General features: G+C 44.5%; 16 protein-coding genes. All 16 read left to right on the forward strand.

Translation table 11 applies throughout. From position 1 onward, the window contains the following. Window positions 1-2 precede the first annotated feature (2 nt). The 16 genes from ACNQO6_RS04390 to ACNQO6_RS04465 all read left to right on the forward strand — a co-directional run bounded on the left by ACNQO6_RS04390 (window position 3) and on the right by ACNQO6_RS04465 (window position 15,794). Entirely contained in the window at window positions 3-701 is a 699-nt protein-coding gene (locus ACNQO6_RS04390; RefSeq protein WP_343580842.1) for a YfgM family protein, read from the forward strand. Next, window positions 701-1,843, forward strand: a complete 1,143-nt coding sequence (gene bamB / locus ACNQO6_RS04395) for an outer membrane protein assembly factor BamB (RefSeq protein ID WP_343580841.1) — start codon at window positions 701-703, stop codon at window positions 1,841-1,843. Before ACNQO6_RS04390 ends, bamB begins: the two co-directional genes overlap by 1 nt. A 176-nt stretch (window positions 1,844-2,019) precedes the next feature. Continuing rightward, window positions 2,020-3,429 carry a ribosome biogenesis GTPase Der gene (gene der, locus ACNQO6_RS04400; protein ID WP_005226795.1) on the forward strand — a complete coding sequence of 470 codons (1,410 nt, stop codon included), beginning with the start codon at window positions 2,020-2,022 and terminating at the stop codon, window positions 3,427-3,429. A gap of 254 nt (window positions 3,430-3,683) precedes the next feature. Continuing rightward, window positions 3,684-4,298 carry a beta-ketoacyl synthase chain length factor gene (locus tag ACNQO6_RS04405; RefSeq protein ID WP_440208206.1) on the forward strand — a complete coding sequence of 205 codons (615 nt, stop codon included), beginning with the start codon at window positions 3,684-3,686 and terminating at the stop codon, window positions 4,296-4,298. After that, window positions 4,283-5,104, forward strand: a complete 822-nt coding sequence (locus tag ACNQO6_RS04410) for a lysophospholipid acyltransferase family protein (RefSeq protein WP_440208207.1) — start codon at window positions 4,283-4,285, stop codon at window positions 5,102-5,104. The genes ACNQO6_RS04405 and ACNQO6_RS04410 overlap by 16 nt, the downstream gene beginning before the upstream one ends. Then, window positions 5,088-5,348, forward strand: a complete 261-nt coding sequence (locus tag ACNQO6_RS04415; protein ID WP_440208208.1) for a phosphopantetheine-binding protein — start codon at window positions 5,088-5,090, stop codon at window positions 5,346-5,348. The genes ACNQO6_RS04410 and ACNQO6_RS04415 overlap by 17 nt, the downstream gene beginning before the upstream one ends. A gap of 11 nt (window positions 5,349-5,359) precedes the next feature. Next, window positions 5,360-5,608, forward strand: a complete 249-nt coding sequence (locus ACNQO6_RS04420; protein ID WP_005193178.1) for an acyl carrier protein — start codon at window positions 5,360-5,362, stop codon at window positions 5,606-5,608. After that, the gene (locus ACNQO6_RS04425; protein ID WP_343580835.1) at window positions 5,605-6,156 is read left to right on the forward strand and encodes a septation protein IspZ; all 552 of its coding nucleotides are present in this window, start codon (window positions 5,605-5,607) and stop codon (window positions 6,154-6,156) included. The genes ACNQO6_RS04420 and ACNQO6_RS04425 overlap by 4 nt, the downstream gene beginning before the upstream one ends. A 6-nt stretch (window positions 6,157-6,162) precedes the next feature. After that, window positions 6,163-7,836: an AMP-binding protein gene (locus ACNQO6_RS04430; protein ID WP_440208209.1), complete on the forward strand. Its 1,674-nt coding sequence runs from the start codon at window positions 6,163-6,165 to the stop codon at window positions 7,834-7,836. A gap of 8 nt (window positions 7,837-7,844) precedes the next feature. Further along, window positions 7,845-8,585, forward strand: coding sequence for a glycosyltransferase family 2 protein (locus ACNQO6_RS04435; RefSeq protein WP_440208210.1), 741 nt, complete (start codon window positions 7,845-7,847; stop codon window positions 8,583-8,585). A 4-nt stretch (window positions 8,586-8,589) separates the two neighbouring features. Then, window positions 8,590-9,519 carry an LpxL/LpxP family acyltransferase gene (locus ACNQO6_RS04440; RefSeq protein ID WP_440208211.1) on the forward strand — a complete coding sequence of 310 codons (930 nt, stop codon included), beginning with the start codon at window positions 8,590-8,592 and terminating at the stop codon, window positions 9,517-9,519. Window position 9,520: 1 nt separating this feature from the next. Next, window positions 9,521-11,086 carry an HAL/PAL/TAL family ammonia-lyase gene (locus ACNQO6_RS04445; protein ID WP_440208212.1) on the forward strand — a complete coding sequence of 522 codons (1,566 nt, stop codon included), beginning with the start codon at window positions 9,521-9,523 and terminating at the stop codon, window positions 11,084-11,086. Window positions 11,087-11,095: 9 nt separating this feature from the next. Beyond that, window positions 11,096-11,524 carry an acyl-CoA thioesterase gene (locus ACNQO6_RS04450; protein WP_440208213.1) on the forward strand — a complete coding sequence of 143 codons (429 nt, stop codon included), beginning with the start codon at window positions 11,096-11,098 and terminating at the stop codon, window positions 11,522-11,524. Continuing rightward, on the forward strand, window positions 11,517-12,188 hold the full coding sequence (locus ACNQO6_RS04455) for a LolA family protein (RefSeq protein ID WP_440208214.1): 672 nt from the start codon (window positions 11,517-11,519) through the stop codon (window positions 12,186-12,188). The genes ACNQO6_RS04450 and ACNQO6_RS04455 overlap by 8 nt, the downstream gene beginning before the upstream one ends. Beyond that, complete coding sequence (locus ACNQO6_RS04460; RefSeq protein WP_440208215.1) at window positions 12,163-14,475, forward strand: MMPL family transporter; 2,313 nt, start codon at window positions 12,163-12,165, stop codon at window positions 14,473-14,475. The genes ACNQO6_RS04455 and ACNQO6_RS04460 overlap by 26 nt, the downstream gene beginning before the upstream one ends. Before the next feature lie 23 nt (window positions 14,476-14,498). Next, window positions 14,499-15,794, forward strand: coding sequence for an NAD(P)/FAD-dependent oxidoreductase (locus tag ACNQO6_RS04465; RefSeq protein ID WP_440208216.1), 1,296 nt, complete (start codon window positions 14,499-14,501; stop codon window positions 15,792-15,794).

Consider the following 15,794-nt stretch of genomic DNA (forward strand, 5'->3'; position numbering starts at 1 on the left):
ACATGAGTTTAAGTGATGATGAACAACTCGACAATTTAAAGTCGTTTGCCAAAAAATATGGTTCTGCAATCATTAGCGGAATTCTCATTGCCTTGATTGCCTTTTTCGGATGGGAATACTGGCAAAAGAAAAATCTTGCCGAAGCCCAGAACCAGACGGCAAAGGTACAAAAGTTGATGGATGAGGCAAAAGCTGCCACAGGTCAGCCTAATGCCTTTGCAAGCTTGTCTGAAGCTGCAGATAAAATTGTGAAAGAAGATGCCGATTCTGCACAGGCGATTCAGACACAATTTGTTATGGCGAAGCTTGCCTATGACAAGCAGGACTATGCTGCTGCTGAAAAAGCCTTGAAGAAAGTTGAAAACTCAAAAGTGAAAGATGCCGGTTTGCTACAGGTTGTTAAATTACGTTTGGCTGATGCACAGTTGGCACAAAACAAGTTTGATGATGCGTTAAAAACCTTGTCTGGTGTGACAGAGCCTGCGTTCAAGGCTACTGCTGATGAACTTCGCGGTGATATTTTTGTTGCGAAGAAAGACAACGCATCTGCTCGTAAAGCGTATCAAAGTGCATGGGATAACCTGCTCGAGCGTAAACAGGAGCGTCAGCTTTTACAAATTAAACTCGAAAGTGTCGGCGTTTTAGTAGATGATCCTGAGTTTGAGCGCCCGATCTTAGATACCAAAGTGGATGAGTCTTAATGCAGAATAAACTAAAACTTCCTTTGGCAATTGCAATTGCTTCAGCTTTACTTGTTGGATGTTCGAGCAATAAAGTAAAAGAGGCAAAACCAAATCCATTGCCAAAAATCACGCAAGAACAAAGTTTAAACCTTGTTTTTTCACAAAGTGTTTCGTCTACCAATGCTGCAGAAGCTTTGCGTTTGCAACTGGATACGGACAATGGTGTGATTTTCGCGATTGACCCTGATGGTCAGGTTTCTGCTTACAAAGGTAAAGAACGCCTTTGGAAAAGCAAGATTACCAAACAAGAACTGACTGCCGGTGTAGAAGCAGGTGAAGGGATTGTGGTGATTGGCAATCGTAAAGGACAGTTATTTGGTTTAGATCAGGCGACAGGTGAGCAAAAGTGGACAGCAAAACTGTCAGGTGCCATTCTGTCTCCATCGCTGATCCAGTCGGGTCGTGTAATCACGATTGCCAACGATGGTACTGTATTTGCGCATGATACGGTGACAGGTCAACAAGTCTGGGCGTATAAACTGCCAAATGTACAGTTCAGTTTACGTGGTCAACCCGCTCCTGTGCGCTTGGATGAGCGTACCGTGTTGATTGGTTCTGCAAATGCCTATGTATATGCGCTAGACATCATCAGTGGTGTGCCTCGCTTCCAGCGCCGTGTTGCGATTAGTGACGGCCGTTCAGACATCCAGCGTTTGATTGATGTGGTCGGTGATCCCGTTGTTGCAGGTCAATTCCTTGTAACGACAAGCTTCCAGGGTCAGGTTACCGTCACGGATCTTGCTTCACAACGTGTAGTGTGGAGTGAAGATGCAAGCAGTACCAATAGTGCTGAGGTTGCCGGAGATAAAGTCTTTGTGACCACAACCGATGGTAAATTAAATGCTTATAACTTGGCGACTGGCGAGCTGGTTTGGCAAAATGAAGAACTGTTAAACCGTCAGCTCAGTAATCCTGTGATGTTGGGGCAAAACCTGGTGGTGGGTGACTTGGATGGTGTACTTCATCTGATTAATCCGGCTTCAGGCAAGTTGATTGGTCGTGCCAAAACCAGTGGTGAAGTGCGTTCATTGCGTGTGATTGACAACCAGCTTTATGTTGCAACACGAAAAGGTGCATTAACCATTTGGCAGAATCGTTAATTTTGCCTTAGCTTGTGCTAAAATGCTCAATTAGCTATTGCTAATAAAAGAATGATCGGGGTATTTGTTTAAACAAAACCCCGAATTTTTATTGTGATTACTTGATCACCAAAATCTTCCATACTGTTTCTGATACGATGTCATCAACGATGGCTCGTCTGAATTAAGGTTAATTTATGAAACCCGTTATTGCGCTCATTGGTCGTCCAAACGTCGGAAAATCAACGCTATTTAACCAAATCACCAAAAGTCGTGATGCTTTGGTTGCTGACTTCGCTGGTTTAACTCGTGACCGCAAATATGGCGATGCGGTTTATCAAAATAAATCATTCATTGTCGTAGATACGGGCGGTATTGGTGAGAATGAAGGTGGCATTGACTCTTACATGGCTGAGCAGTCAAAAACGGCTATCCATGAAGCAGACATTATTGTGTTTGTGGTGGATGCACGTGCTGGCTTATTGGCTTCAGATGAGCAAATTGCTCGTGAGCTACGTACATTGGGCAAAAAAGTCCATCTGGTGGCCAACAAGGTCGATGGGGTACATGCAGAAGCCGCGTTAGTTGAATTCTACAAGCTAGGAATGGGCGAACCGATGCAGGTTGCGGCCAGTCATGGTCGTGGTGTGCAGCAAATGCTTGAAGAAGTGTTGGCTGAAGTGCCTGAAGATGAAAATCCGGACGAGCACAATAAAAATACCGGTTTGCGTTTAGCCATTATTGGTCGTCCAAACGTGGGTAAATCGACTTTGGTAAACCGTTTACTCGGGGAAGAGCGTGTGGTTGCGTTTGACCAGCCGGGTACAACCCGTGACTCGATCTATATTCCTTATGAGCGTGATGGTCGTCAATATACCTTGATCGACACTGCCGGTGTACGCCGTAAAGGTAAAGTGGATGAGATGATTGAGAAATTCTCAATCGTTAAAACCCTGCAAGCCATGAAAGATGCGCATGTGGTGGTCGTGGTGGTCGATGCGCGTGAAGGGATTGTTGAACAAGACTTGCATTTGATTGGTTATGCACTTGAAGCAGGCCGTGCCATGGTTATTGCGATCAACAAATGGGACAACATGACCGAGTATGATCGTAAACAATGTAAACTTGATGTGGAACGTCGTTTTGACTTTATTCCATGGGCAAAAATTCACTTGATTTCAGCCCTGCATGGTACAGGCGTAGGCGAGCTTTATCCTTCGATTCATCGTGCTTATGAATCGGCAAACCTAAAAGTTTCACCTGCAAAACTGACCCAGATTTTAAGTGATGCTACTGAGGCGCATCAGCCGCCAATGATCAGTGGTCGTCGTATTAAAATGCGTTATGCGCATATGGGGGGACAAAATCCACCAACTATCGTTATTCATGGTAACAAGGTTGATAAGACCCCAGCGGATTACCGTCGTTATCTGGAAAACGTATTCCGTAAAGTATACAAGCTTGAAGGTACACCAGTCCGTATTGACTTTAAAACTTCTGAAAACCCATTCGAAGGACGTAAATCTCAAGTGGATGAACGCGTTGCGGCACGTAAGCGTCGTTATGTTCAGAAATTTAAAAAAGCGGAAAAGAAATTCAAGCGTTAAGCCTGACTTAATGTTCAAAAGCCCAAAGTTTGCTTTGGGCTTTTTTGATTGTTGGGTTATATCAAGCAGTGTGAATCTTCAAGGTTTTTGTTTGGCGTGGCTTTGGCGAAAATCGATTACGAATATTTTGATTTAAGTTGTTGAAATATAATTAAAATAATTTTTTTGTTAAATTTCGTGCTAGTGCTATATAATGCCACCGCAAAATCTCTATAAATTGTCTATTTTTTAAACCAGATCGGATTGTGCATTGCATGTTTAAATTACATCTAACGCAGCCTCAGCTTACCTATGCACAGCCAAACTATGCTGCCCTAGATGCTATTCCTGCAATGCAACGTCGACGTTTATCGCCTCTGGCAAAAATGGCGCTACATGGCGCATTAACGGCCTTAGCAGGACAGCGAGCAGACTATATCGTATGGGTTTCAAAATACGGGGATGAGCAAAAAACTTTAGATATCCTAAAAGATGTATTACAAGAACAGACACCATCACCTACACAATTTTCAACCTCTGTCCATAATGCGATTGCAGGCTTATATTCAATATTGTGTCAGGACGATACACCTTCTACAAGCCTGAGTTGTGAATGGACCGAAGCCTTGATCGAAGCCTATGCCATTTTAAAATCCAGTCGTGCAGTAAAACATGTTCTGGTGGTGGCTTATGACCAAGCTTTACCGGCACTTTATCGTGATGCGACTGATTTCCCAGCATTTTCTTTGGCAACGATTGTGAGTCTGGAACAACCGAATCTGGAGATCCTGACGTTATCGGGTTCAGATTCCGGGGAAAGTCTGGCTTTTTACCAATTTTGGCAATCTGTAGAAGAGAACCCGTCTGTAGTGAGATGGAAAAAATGTTAAAGCTCAAGCAGATTAAACAAAAAACCAATTATGTGTGGCGTGTTGCCGCTACAGGATTTAGTTTTGCAAGTTTTGGTGCGGGCGGTATCGGTATTGCAACATTGGTTGCTCCTCTGGTTCATCTTAGCAGCCGTGATCCACAAATCTGCCAGCAACGTGCCCAGCAAGTGATTCGTTATAGCTTTAAAGGCTTTACCGAAATGATGGTCAAGTTAGGCGTCATGACCTATTCGGTAGAAGGACTGGAAAAATTACACAATAGCCGTCAGGAACTGGTGATTGCCAATCATCCCACCTTGATTGATGTGGTCGTGATGATTGGACTGATGCAACAGGCCAATTGTGTGGTGAAGCAGTCTTTATGGTCGAACCCTTTTACGCGGGGGCCAGTGCGTAGCGCCGGTTATATTTTAAATGCAGGTTCACAGCAGTTTATTGAGGACTGTGTGCTGCGCTTAAAAGAGCAGGGTGCAGCCTCATTGTTGATCTTTCCTGAAGGCACCCGCACGGAAAAAGGCGAATCTCTGAACGAGTTTCAACGTGGTGCTGCAAATATTGCCATCCGTGCCAATGTGCCAGTGCGTCCCGTGTTGATACGTTGTACACCATCGACCTTAACCAAAAATGAAAAATGGTATCATGTGCCTGCGCAACCCTTTCATATTGAAATTAAGGTGCTCGATGCAATTGAGGTCAAAGACCTATTAACGGATTCAGACGTTAGTCCTAAGCAGGTACGTCAGCTGAATCAACATTTTTATCAAATTTTTAATGATGAGTTATCTAAAAATGAGCAATCTTGCTGATGAATTAAAGCAAATGATTATTGATGTTCTCGCACTTGAGGATATTAGCATCAGTGATATTGAAACCGACGCTCCACTCTTTGGTGAGGGTTTGGGTTTAGACTCAATCGATGCTCTAGAGTTGGGCTTGGCATTGAAAAAGCGTTACAACATTCATTTGAATGCCGAGTCCGATGAGACCAAACAGTATTTTAAATCAGTTCAAAGCCTAGTGGCTTTGGTTGAAGCACAGCAAGCAGTTTAAGGAGTAGATCGATGTTAACTCAAGAACAGGTGCTGGCAAAATTAAGAGAATGGATGCAGGATTTGTTTGAAATTGAGCCTGATGATATTCAGCTTGATTCAAATTTATATGAAGATCTCGACGTCGACAGTATCGATGCGGTGGATTTAGTGGTGAAAATTAAAGAACTGACTGGCAAGCAAGTGAAGCCAGAAGATTTTAAGGCCGTCAGAACAGTACAAGATGTTGTTGTTGTCATTCAGAACATGACGGCTGAATGAAACATCTGTTCAGGGGGGGCGTGATCACATTTTTTGTGTTATACCCCTTTATTGTCGGATGGAGTCTATCGCATGGTCAGTTTCTCTGGGTCAGCGCTTTACTCGTCGTTCTGGGTATACTTCGTTTAGTCAGTGCGAAAAAAGACTTGATGTTACCTTTGACCGGACTAGCCATTATTTGTGGTGGTTTGAGTCTGATTTTAAAAGACCATGCCTGGCTTAAGCTTTACCCGGTTGGGATGAGTTTGGGGGCGTTGATTATTTTTGCCCTGACGCTGTATAAGCCACCTTCCATGATTGAGCGTTTTGCCCGTCTGATGGAACCGGATTTACCTGCATCGGGGGTAAAGTGGACACGTAAAGTGACGCTGGTCTGGTGTATATTTTTTAGTATCAATGCCCTGATTGCATTGGCAACCTGCTTTGCACCAATGAAGTTATGGGTCATCTATAATGGTTTTATCTCTTACGTTTTGATGGGAATTTTATTATTGGGTGAGTTTATCTTACGCAAACGACATCAACGTTTAAATCAAACAATATCTTAAAATACTATGCCTATCTTCTTTTATAACGATACCGATTCAGCAAAAACATTTTGTATTAGCGCTGAATTTAAAACCATTTCTTATGCGGACTTTTGGCAGGAGGTTGCTGAACAGACAGCAGCTATTCAAAATTTACCTCAACAGAGCTGGGCGTTATGGGAACAGGACAGTTACCAATTTAGTGTCCTGTTTTTTGCAGCTTTGCTCGCCAACAAAAAAATTATTTTACCGCCGCATCGGGTGCGTGATTTAGAGCAACAATTTTTACAGCAAGATATTCATTTTCTTGAGCGTCAACCTGTTCATGCATCTTTCGAGCGCAGTGAACATGAAGCAAACCTGATCAGATTGCACAAAGATGAATTTCTCGATCAGGCGGAAGTAATGTTTTTTAGCTCTGGCTCAACTGGGGAGCCGAAAAAAATTGAACGGACCTTAAAGCAGCTTTTAAATGAAGTTTCAGGCTTGGCCAGTAGTTTCCAGCTCAATGCAAAAAGTGCTGCGATTGCGACGGTTAGCCATCAGCATATCTACGGTTTATTATTCAAGCTACTGCTACCATTGGCAACGGGTCGTCCTTTTTTCAATACGCAACTGGCGTTCCCAGAAGATGTTATTCAGGCGCAACAGCGTTTAGCTCAAGCGGGCTGGACCAATTATGTGATCTCAAGTCCTGCTTTATTAAAACGTTGGACTCAGGATCTCGCCTTAAAACATTGTGAAATGATCTTTAGCTCAGGTGGAAAACTGGATGCAGGTATTCGTCCATCCCTGAATGTGCCGATAGTGGAAGTTTTGGGGAGTTCCGAAACAGGGGGCATCGCACACCGTCATCAGGATGAGGCAGCGTGGACAGCATTTGATAATGTTGAAATTCAGATTTCAGCGACCACGCAGCTCATGGTGCAAAGTCACCATGCCGGTGAGTCTGGCTGGATCATTACTGGCGATGCTGCTGAGTGGATCGATATCAGTCTGAAGCAATTTAAACTATTGGGGCGACTGGATCGCATTATCAAACTCGAAGAAAAGCGTTTAAGTCTGGATGCCATTGAGCAGCAGATCAATGGCTTGGTTCAGGTTGAACAAAGTCATGTCTTGGTGACGGAACATCAGAATCGGCAAATGCTGGCGTGCATTGTGGTGCTGACAACAGCGGCCCAGCAGCAGCTGATGAAGCTGGGCAAAGCGGTATTTGTGAAGCAGTTAAAGCAGCAACTCCAGTTTCAACTTGAAAGCATTGCAATTCCAAGGCAATGGCGGTTTCTGAGTCAGATTCCACAAAATACGCAATCAAAACGGGATAAAAACTATTTAAAAGCACTGTTTGCACCCATGTTGCAGCCCGTCGTTTTATCACAGTGGCAAGTGCAGGATGAGCATTATCTTCAATTGGAGTTTCCTCCTGAGCTGGAATGCTTTAAAGGACATTTTCCGAAGCAAGCAATTTATCCTGGCGTTGGGCAGATCAGTTTTGTTCAACAGTTTGCCAAGCACAGATGGTCTGATTTAAATGAGTGTCAGGGATTGGAGCAGATCAAGTTCCAGAACCTGATACGTCCTTATGCAGTGATACAATTAAAATTAACGCGTAAACAGCATAAAATTAGCTTTGAAATGACCGCCGCTGAACAGACTCTGGCTTCTGGTCGTCTTGCATTTGCTGTTGATGAGGGGTAGGGCCAGTTATGTTGGCATATAGCATTGTGATTCCTGTTTATAATCATCCGCATTATCTGGCTGATCTGGTGCAGCATTTATCCCAATTCCAGTATCCGGTCATCTTGGTTAATGATGGTAGTGATGCGGCTTGTACAGCGATTCTGCATCAACTGGCACAACACAATGCTTTGGTCGATTTGGTTGAGCACTCCCAAAATTTAGGTAAAGGCCAAGCTGTGATCACTGGTTTGCAACATGCAGCACAACGTGGCATGAGCCATGTATTGCAGATTGATGCAGATGGTCAGCATTGCTGGGATGATGTGGCGAAATTTATTGAGCTATCGCAACAGCATCCCCAGGCGATGGTGATCGGTCAGCCTGTTTTTGATGCATCTGTACCGAAAAAGCGTCTCTATGGTCGTTATGTCACGCATTTCTGGGTCTGGCTGAATAGCCTGTCTTTTGAAATTAAAGACAGTATGTGCGGTTTCCGCATCTATCCATTGGCGCAAACCATGCCAATCCTGAACACGGCCCGATTCCAGCCGCGAATGGGCTTTGATAGCGAGATTCTGGTAAGGTTAAAGTGGGAAAATATCCAGTTCATCAATGTGCCGACCAAGGTGATTTATCCTGAACATGGCATTTCTCATTTTAATGTGTGGCGGGATAATCTCGGTTTAAGCAAAGCGCATGCAAGGTTATTTGCTGGTATGCTGATTCGTTTGCCTAAATTAGTCTGGCATAAGATCAAGGCTGACTAATTCTATGGGACAGCACAGAACAGACCGAACCTGGCATGATATTAAAGAACGTGGCGGGCTCTTACCGCTGATGCTCATGCTTGGCTTTTATCGTTGTGGCGGGCGCTGGTTATGCCGTGTCGTGCTGTACTTTATTATCATGTGGTATTGGCTATTTGCCGTGACTGCACGCCAGGCATCATTGCAATATCTACAACGTGTGCACCTGTTTGCAGGCACACAATCGCCATTTGAATCGATGCCGAACTGGACCAATAGCTATACGCATTTTATGCAATTCGGTGAATGCATTTTAGATAAAATAGAGGGCTGGCTGGGGCATATTCCTGAACAGCAATTACAGTTATTCGGGCATGAGCATTTTCAGCAACATTATCAAAAAGGTGCCATTATTGTGGTGTCGCATTTCGGCAATATTGAATTGTTGCGTGCGATAAAGTCAGAACATCCACAAAAGATCAACGTGCTGGTCTATCAAAAACACGCGTCTCAATTTAACCGGTTTTTAAAAAAAATTAATGATAAAGCCGATGTGAATTTAATTTCTGTTGATGAGTTAGGAATTGAAACCGCCATCCTGTTGCAGGAAAAAATGCAGCAGGGGGAGTGGGTCATCGTGGCCGCAGACCGTGTCCCTGTGCAATCAGATCGCGTGCAAAGCGTACAGTTTTTAGGGCAAGCGGCAGCTTTACCCCAAGGCGCCTGGATTCTGGCCAATTTACTCAAGGTCCCCGTACTGGCTGTATTTTGCTATCGTGTCCAGCAAACGTTTCAGCTCCATATTCATGCTATTGCTGAACAGGTTGATTTACCGCGTAAAAACCGTTTAAGCAGCATGCAACACATTACCCAATCCTATGTCACCGTATTAGAACAGCATTGCTTACGTGCCCCGTATCAATGGTTTAATTTTTATCAGTTTTGGACAAAATAACGTGAATGCAAGTCAAATTGAAGCAAGGGTCAAGCCGGTTCTGATTGTGGGGGAACAAGCGCTCAGTATCGAAGATGTGGTCGCGGTTGCCCGACAAGAGAGGCAAGTGGCTTTACCGACATCAGCGGCTTGGCGTGAATTGATTCAGCGTGGTGCTGACTTTTTAGATCAACTCTTGCTGGATGAAGGGGTGATTTATGGCGTGACCACGGGTTATGGTGATTCCTGTCTGGTTGAAATCCCCATGCATCAGGTCAATGAGCTGCCTTTGCATTTGTCCCGTTTTCATGGCTGTGGCTTAGGTGAAAATCTGGACCTGATCACTGCACGTGCAGTTGTGGTTACACGTTTGTGCTCTCTGGCACGTGGTTATTCCGGAGTTTCTTTGGCATTGCTGGAGCGTTTGGTCTGGATGCTCAATGACAATATTATTCCGGTGATTCCATCAGAAGGCTCTGTCGGCGCCAGTGGTGATTTGACCCCTTTATCCTATATTGCCGGTGCTTTGGTCGGGGAGCGCGATGTTTATGCGCAAGGCAAGATTGTACCGATTGCCCAGATCTACGCCGAGAAAGGCATTCCGCCACTCATCTTGCGCCCGAAAGAAGGGTTGGCACTGATGAATGGCACCGCAGTGATGACGGCGATCGCTTGCTTAAACTATAAAAAAGCTGAACAGGTGGCATTGGCCAGTACCTTGATCACGGCCTTAAATGTACTGGCACTTGAAGGGAATCCAAGTCATTTTGATGAGGTCTTGTTTGCGCAAAAACCGCATCAGGGGCAGCAACTGATTGCACAGCAACTACGTGAATGGCTGAATAGTGAAGTACAAACAGCGCATCAAAGTCCACGTTTGCAGGATCGTTATTCCTTACGTTGTGCACCGCATATTATTGGAGTATTTGAAGATTCCAAAACATGGTTACGCCAGTTTATTGAAAATGAATTAAATTCGAGTAACGATAATCCGTTGATCGATCCTGTGAACTTACGGGTACTGCATGGCGGACACTTCTATGGCGGGCATATTGCACAGGCCATGGACAGTTTAAAGATCATGATTGCCAATATTGCGGATCTGATGGATCGTCAAATTGCACAACTGGTCGACCATAAAATGAATCATGGATTGCCACGTAATCTGACAGGCTCTGGTGCAGACCGCTTACCGTTAAATCATGGCTTTAAAGCCGTGCAAATCGGAGTGTCAGCCTGGACTGCTGAAGCCTTGAAGCATACGCTAGCGGCCTCTATTTTTTCTCGTTCGACCGAATGTCATAATCAGGACAAAGTGAGTATGGGCACTATTGCGGCACGGGATGCAACACGTGTGATTACCCTGACGCAGCAGGTTGTGGCGGCTTTATGTTGTGCCAGTGTACAGGCGGTGCATTTAAAAGGTGTGGTCTCACAACTCAGTCCAAGTTTAAAAGCCTTTGTCGAATGGACCTTACAAAGTTTTGCATTACTTGAAGAAGACCGCCCATTACAAACTGAATTACAACAAATCATTGATCGTTTCGACAACTTTGAATTGTTGAATCAGTTTCAGGAAAAGGCATAGGAGCGCACAATGCAGGCAGATGTAATCATTGAGATTCCTTTTCATGATGTCGATACCATGAATGTGGTCTGGCATGGCCATTATTTAAAGTATTTTGAAATCGCCCGTTGTAAGTTGCTGGAACAGTTTCATTATAACTACAACCAGATGAGAGCATCAGGCTATGCATGGCCCGTGATTGAAAGTCATGTACGTTATGTACAGGGCATTGAATTCGAGCAGAAAATCAAAGTCCGTGCCATTTTAAAAGAATGGGAAAATCGTTTAAAAATCGAGTATTTGATTCTGGATGCAGAGACCGGACGCCGTTTAACCAAGGGCTATACCACACAAGTTGCGGTGAACATTGCCACTCGTGAAATGTGTTTCCAGTCCCCGCAAATTTTACTGGACTGTTTGAATGGCTGGGATGCATTTAAGGAGCATCATCATGATTAATCTGCTCTCGAAGGTGTTGCAAGCGCTACCACGAAAACGTTACCGGTTAATGTTGCACAGCGTGGTATGGAGTGTGTTGCTCTGTTTCAGTGTGGCAACTTCTGCCAATACCGAACAGGTCTCATCAATTTTTAAGCAGCTGTCTAAAAGTGATATTGTGCGCGCCGATTTTGAGCAGCAAAAGAAACTGGCCAGTTTGAATAAAACCTTTATTTCCAGTGGGGCATTAACCTTTGCCAAAAATAATGGCGTGCTGTGGCAAATTAAACGTCCTGTTCAGGCAGATCTGATCGTTACGCAAAAGAGACTCGTCCAGAAAACACAAAGAACCTATAGCCAGATCCAGATTGATCAGTCACCGTACAGTTCGGTTGCGACTTTATTTTTACAGCTGATGTCGGGTGATGAAAAGGCACTGGCGAAGAATTTTAATGTCGTGTCTGCTGATTATCGACCAACGGGCTGGAGTGTTGCCTTAACACCTAAATCAGGATTATTTAAAAAACTGTTTGTACGAATTGATGCGCAGGGACAGCAATATGTGAATAAAATTGTGATTCAGGAACAGGCCAATAACAGCACCACGATTTTATTCCATCATCAAAATAATCAACCGAACCAACTCACGGCTGCTGAAGATGCGCTTTTCCAATTGGCAAAATAAATTTACTGCCATTTGGTTAGTACTTTTAACCATTGTTGGGCTTGCGCTTGCAGTGGCATGGTTGAAAAAGGATATTCATATCCAGACCAATATTTTTGCTTTGTTGCCTGAAACACAGCAAAATCCTGAACTCGCGCAAACCCAGAAATATATAAGCGATCAACTGAATGAGAAAGTTTTTGTCGTTTTAGAGAGTTCCGATCAACAGGCCTTAGCGCAAGCAACTCAACTGTTTCAGCAGAAACTGCAACAGGGTGAGCTGTGGCAGCCGCTGAAACCCCAACTTGATTTAGAACAATTTTCCAAGCAGTTGTATCAGCATCGGGCTGGCTTACTAAGCCAGCAAGATCGGCAGTTTTTACAGCAACAGGATTATGAAGCACTGACTGAACAGAGCCTAATGCAACTCATGAGTGTTGGCATGCCCATTACTGCGACCTCATTGCAGCAGGATCCGTTGCTGTTATTTCCGCGCTATATGTTAAATGTGGTGGGTCAGGCGGGAAGTCATATCGAGCTGGAAGACGGATTCGCCACAATTCATGATGAGCAGGACATATCTCGTTTATTGGTACTGGAATTAAAGAACAGTCCTTATAACATTGATTATCAGGAGCAGGTCACAGGCTGGATTGAACAGCTAAAACCGCAGCTCGCACAGCTTAAGGTCAAGTCACATTGGACCGGAACCATTTTATTTTCTAATTTCGGCACGCAGTCGGCGAAACAGGAAATTTCAACCATTGGGTTAGGCTCGACATTTGGATTAATTTTATTGGTCTGGTTCGGTTTCCGTTCATTTCGTCCACTCATCACTGAATTTATCGCTGTATCAACAGGGAGCTTGCTGGCATTTGCAGCCACCCATCTGCTGTTTGGGGAAATTCACCTGATGACGCTGGTGTTTGGGGCCAGTCTCATCGGGGTCTGCGTCGATTTTTCTTTCTATTTTATGGCGATGCAATCCCAGCACCGTCAACTGGATGGCTTTAAAATTTTAACACCGTTGTTACCCAGCTTGTTTATGGGCTTAATGACAACGGTGGTGGCTTATATTTTTCTCAGTTTCACGCCATTTCCAGCTTTTAGACAAATTGCCGTGTTTTCGATTGTCGGTCTGCTTGCAGCGTGGATCACCAGTGTGTTGCTATTGCCGCGTTTGCCGCCGTTAAATGCGCAGCCTGCAATTCGCCGTCTGATCTGGATCGGGCAGGTGAGACAATGGTTCCAGCAACATCAGAACGTTCGTTATGGTTTTATTTTAACTATTCTGGTGATCGCGGGAATCAGTCTATTCAGTTTGCAAGCGAATGATGATATTCGTAATTTGCAAAGCATGGACAGCAAGCTGAAACAGGAAGATCTGTATATTCGCTCCCTGTTCGGGCAACAGCAAAGTAGTGACTATTTTGTGGTACGGGCGAACTCAAGTGCTGAACTTGAACAACAGGAATCAAAATTAGTCCAGCAACTGCAACATTTGCAGGCACAAGGCCAGATTGAAAGTTTTCAGGCCTTGGGACAATGGATTCCACCCTTCGCGCAGCAACAGCAAAATGTGAAATTGCTGCAGCAAATTCCAGCAACGGCACTAAAAGGATATGCAGCGCGCATGGGGTTAAAGTTTGCAGATGTACAGCAGTGGCAACAGCAATTGCAGCAGCAACCGTTATTGACACAACAGGTTTTTCAGCAGCATCCCTTGGCATTTTTACAGCCTAATCCAACGGAACGTCTGGTGATGGTCAGGGGAGTAAAACAGGTTGACCTATTACAGCAAATGGAATCGTCCCATATTGATTTTCAGCAGCCGGTCAGTACGCTTTCGCAGGCCTTTGCACAGCATCGCCAGCAAGCCCAGCATTTACTGATTTATGCGTTGTTGAGTCTGGCTATCGGATTGGGGCTTATCTATGGCAAGCGTTCAGTCCTGCCGCTGGTTCTACCGGTCAGCTTGGCGTTATTGACGACTTTTGCCATTCAGGCATGGCTAGGCGTGGAAATTAACCTGTTTAGTATCATGGGAACCTTCCTGATTATCGGGATTGGCGTGGACTATGCGATTTTCTATCGCCATGGACATGATCATCCCCAGATCGTTGGCATGGCGCTGTTTTTGTGTATGATGTCGACCTTATTAGGTTTTGGTTTATTATCATTAAGTCATACCTATGCAATTCATTGTTTCGGTCTCACTGTTTTATTGGGCGTCATCTTTTCATTTATTTATGCGACATTGCTTACACCAGCAGATCAAAAACATATTGTGAACTTAGAAGAGCATTAGAAGATTTAAGTTTTGGGGGAGAGATGAGTACTTTACAACACACCGATGTGGTGATTATAGGCGCTGGGCCTTCGGGCAGTTCAGCCGCTGCTTTGCTTCGTCAAAAAGGCTATGCCGTAACGGTGATTGAAAAGCAATATTTTCCACGCTTTTCAATTGGTGAATCGCTATTGCCGCAGTGCATGGTGTTTCTGGAGGAAGCGGGTCTGCTGGACACGGTACGCGCGCATGTGGCAGAACATGCGTTCCAGTTTAAAAATGGTGCTGCATTTCTATGTGGTGAGAAACGCAGTCACTATGATTTTACTGAGAAATTCAGTGAAGGTCCTGGTACAACCTGGCAAGTCCGCCGTGCCGACTTTGACCATTTACTGGCGCAGCAGGCACAGCACTATGGTGCTGATATACGCTTTGGACATGAAGTGATTGCAGTCGATGTCGAGGCCGAACATCCGGTTTTGACAGTGATGGATGATGCACAACAACACTATCAAATTCAGGCCAGGTTTTTATTGGATGCCAGTGGATTCGGGCGCATCTTGCCGAAGTTTCTAGAATTGGAAAGTCCGTCCAATTTTCCGGTTCGTCGTGCCTTATTTACCCATATTGAAGATGGCATTGGTGAGCGTGCCGATTTCGATCGTGAGAAAATCCTGATTACGGTACATGAAAAAGACCGACGGGCCTGGTACTGGCTGATTCCTTTTGCCGATGGCCGCTCATCATTTGGTGTAGTGGCAGAACAGGATTTCTTTGACCGTTATCATGATGACGATGCGACACAAAATGAGCCAGACGCATTATTAAAACGTATTCTGGCAGATGATCCTGCTTTATCTGCGGTATTACAGCAAGCAAAATTTGATACACCGGTACGTACTTTGGTTGGTTACTCCGCCAATGTAAAACATTTGGCAGGGCGTAATTACGCTTTACTCGGCAATGCGGGAGAGTTTCTTGATCCGGTATTTTCCTCGGGTGTAACCATTGCACTGAAATCTTCCAGTCTGGCGATTCCTTTGCTTGACCGTATGTTGCAGGGGGAAGCGGTTGACTGGATGCAGGAATATGAAATGCCTTTACGTAAAGGCATTCAGGTGTTCCGTGCTTATGTGGAGTCGTGGTATGAAGGTGAATTTCAGGATGTGGTATTTGCAACGCATCAAAATGAAGGAATTCGCCGTATGATTTCCTCACTTTTGGCAGGATATGCATGGGATGATCACAATCCGATTCATAAAAATGCCAAGCGTCGTTTAAGTACTCTGGCTGAGTATTGCCGTGATGGTGTGGCGCAAGAGAAAGCCTTTGAGGTTTAA

This window comes from Acinetobacter calcoaceticus (assembly GCF_051947995.1).
In the GTDB taxonomy this organism is placed as follows: Bacteria; Pseudomonadota; Gammaproteobacteria; order Pseudomonadales; family Moraxellaceae; genus Acinetobacter.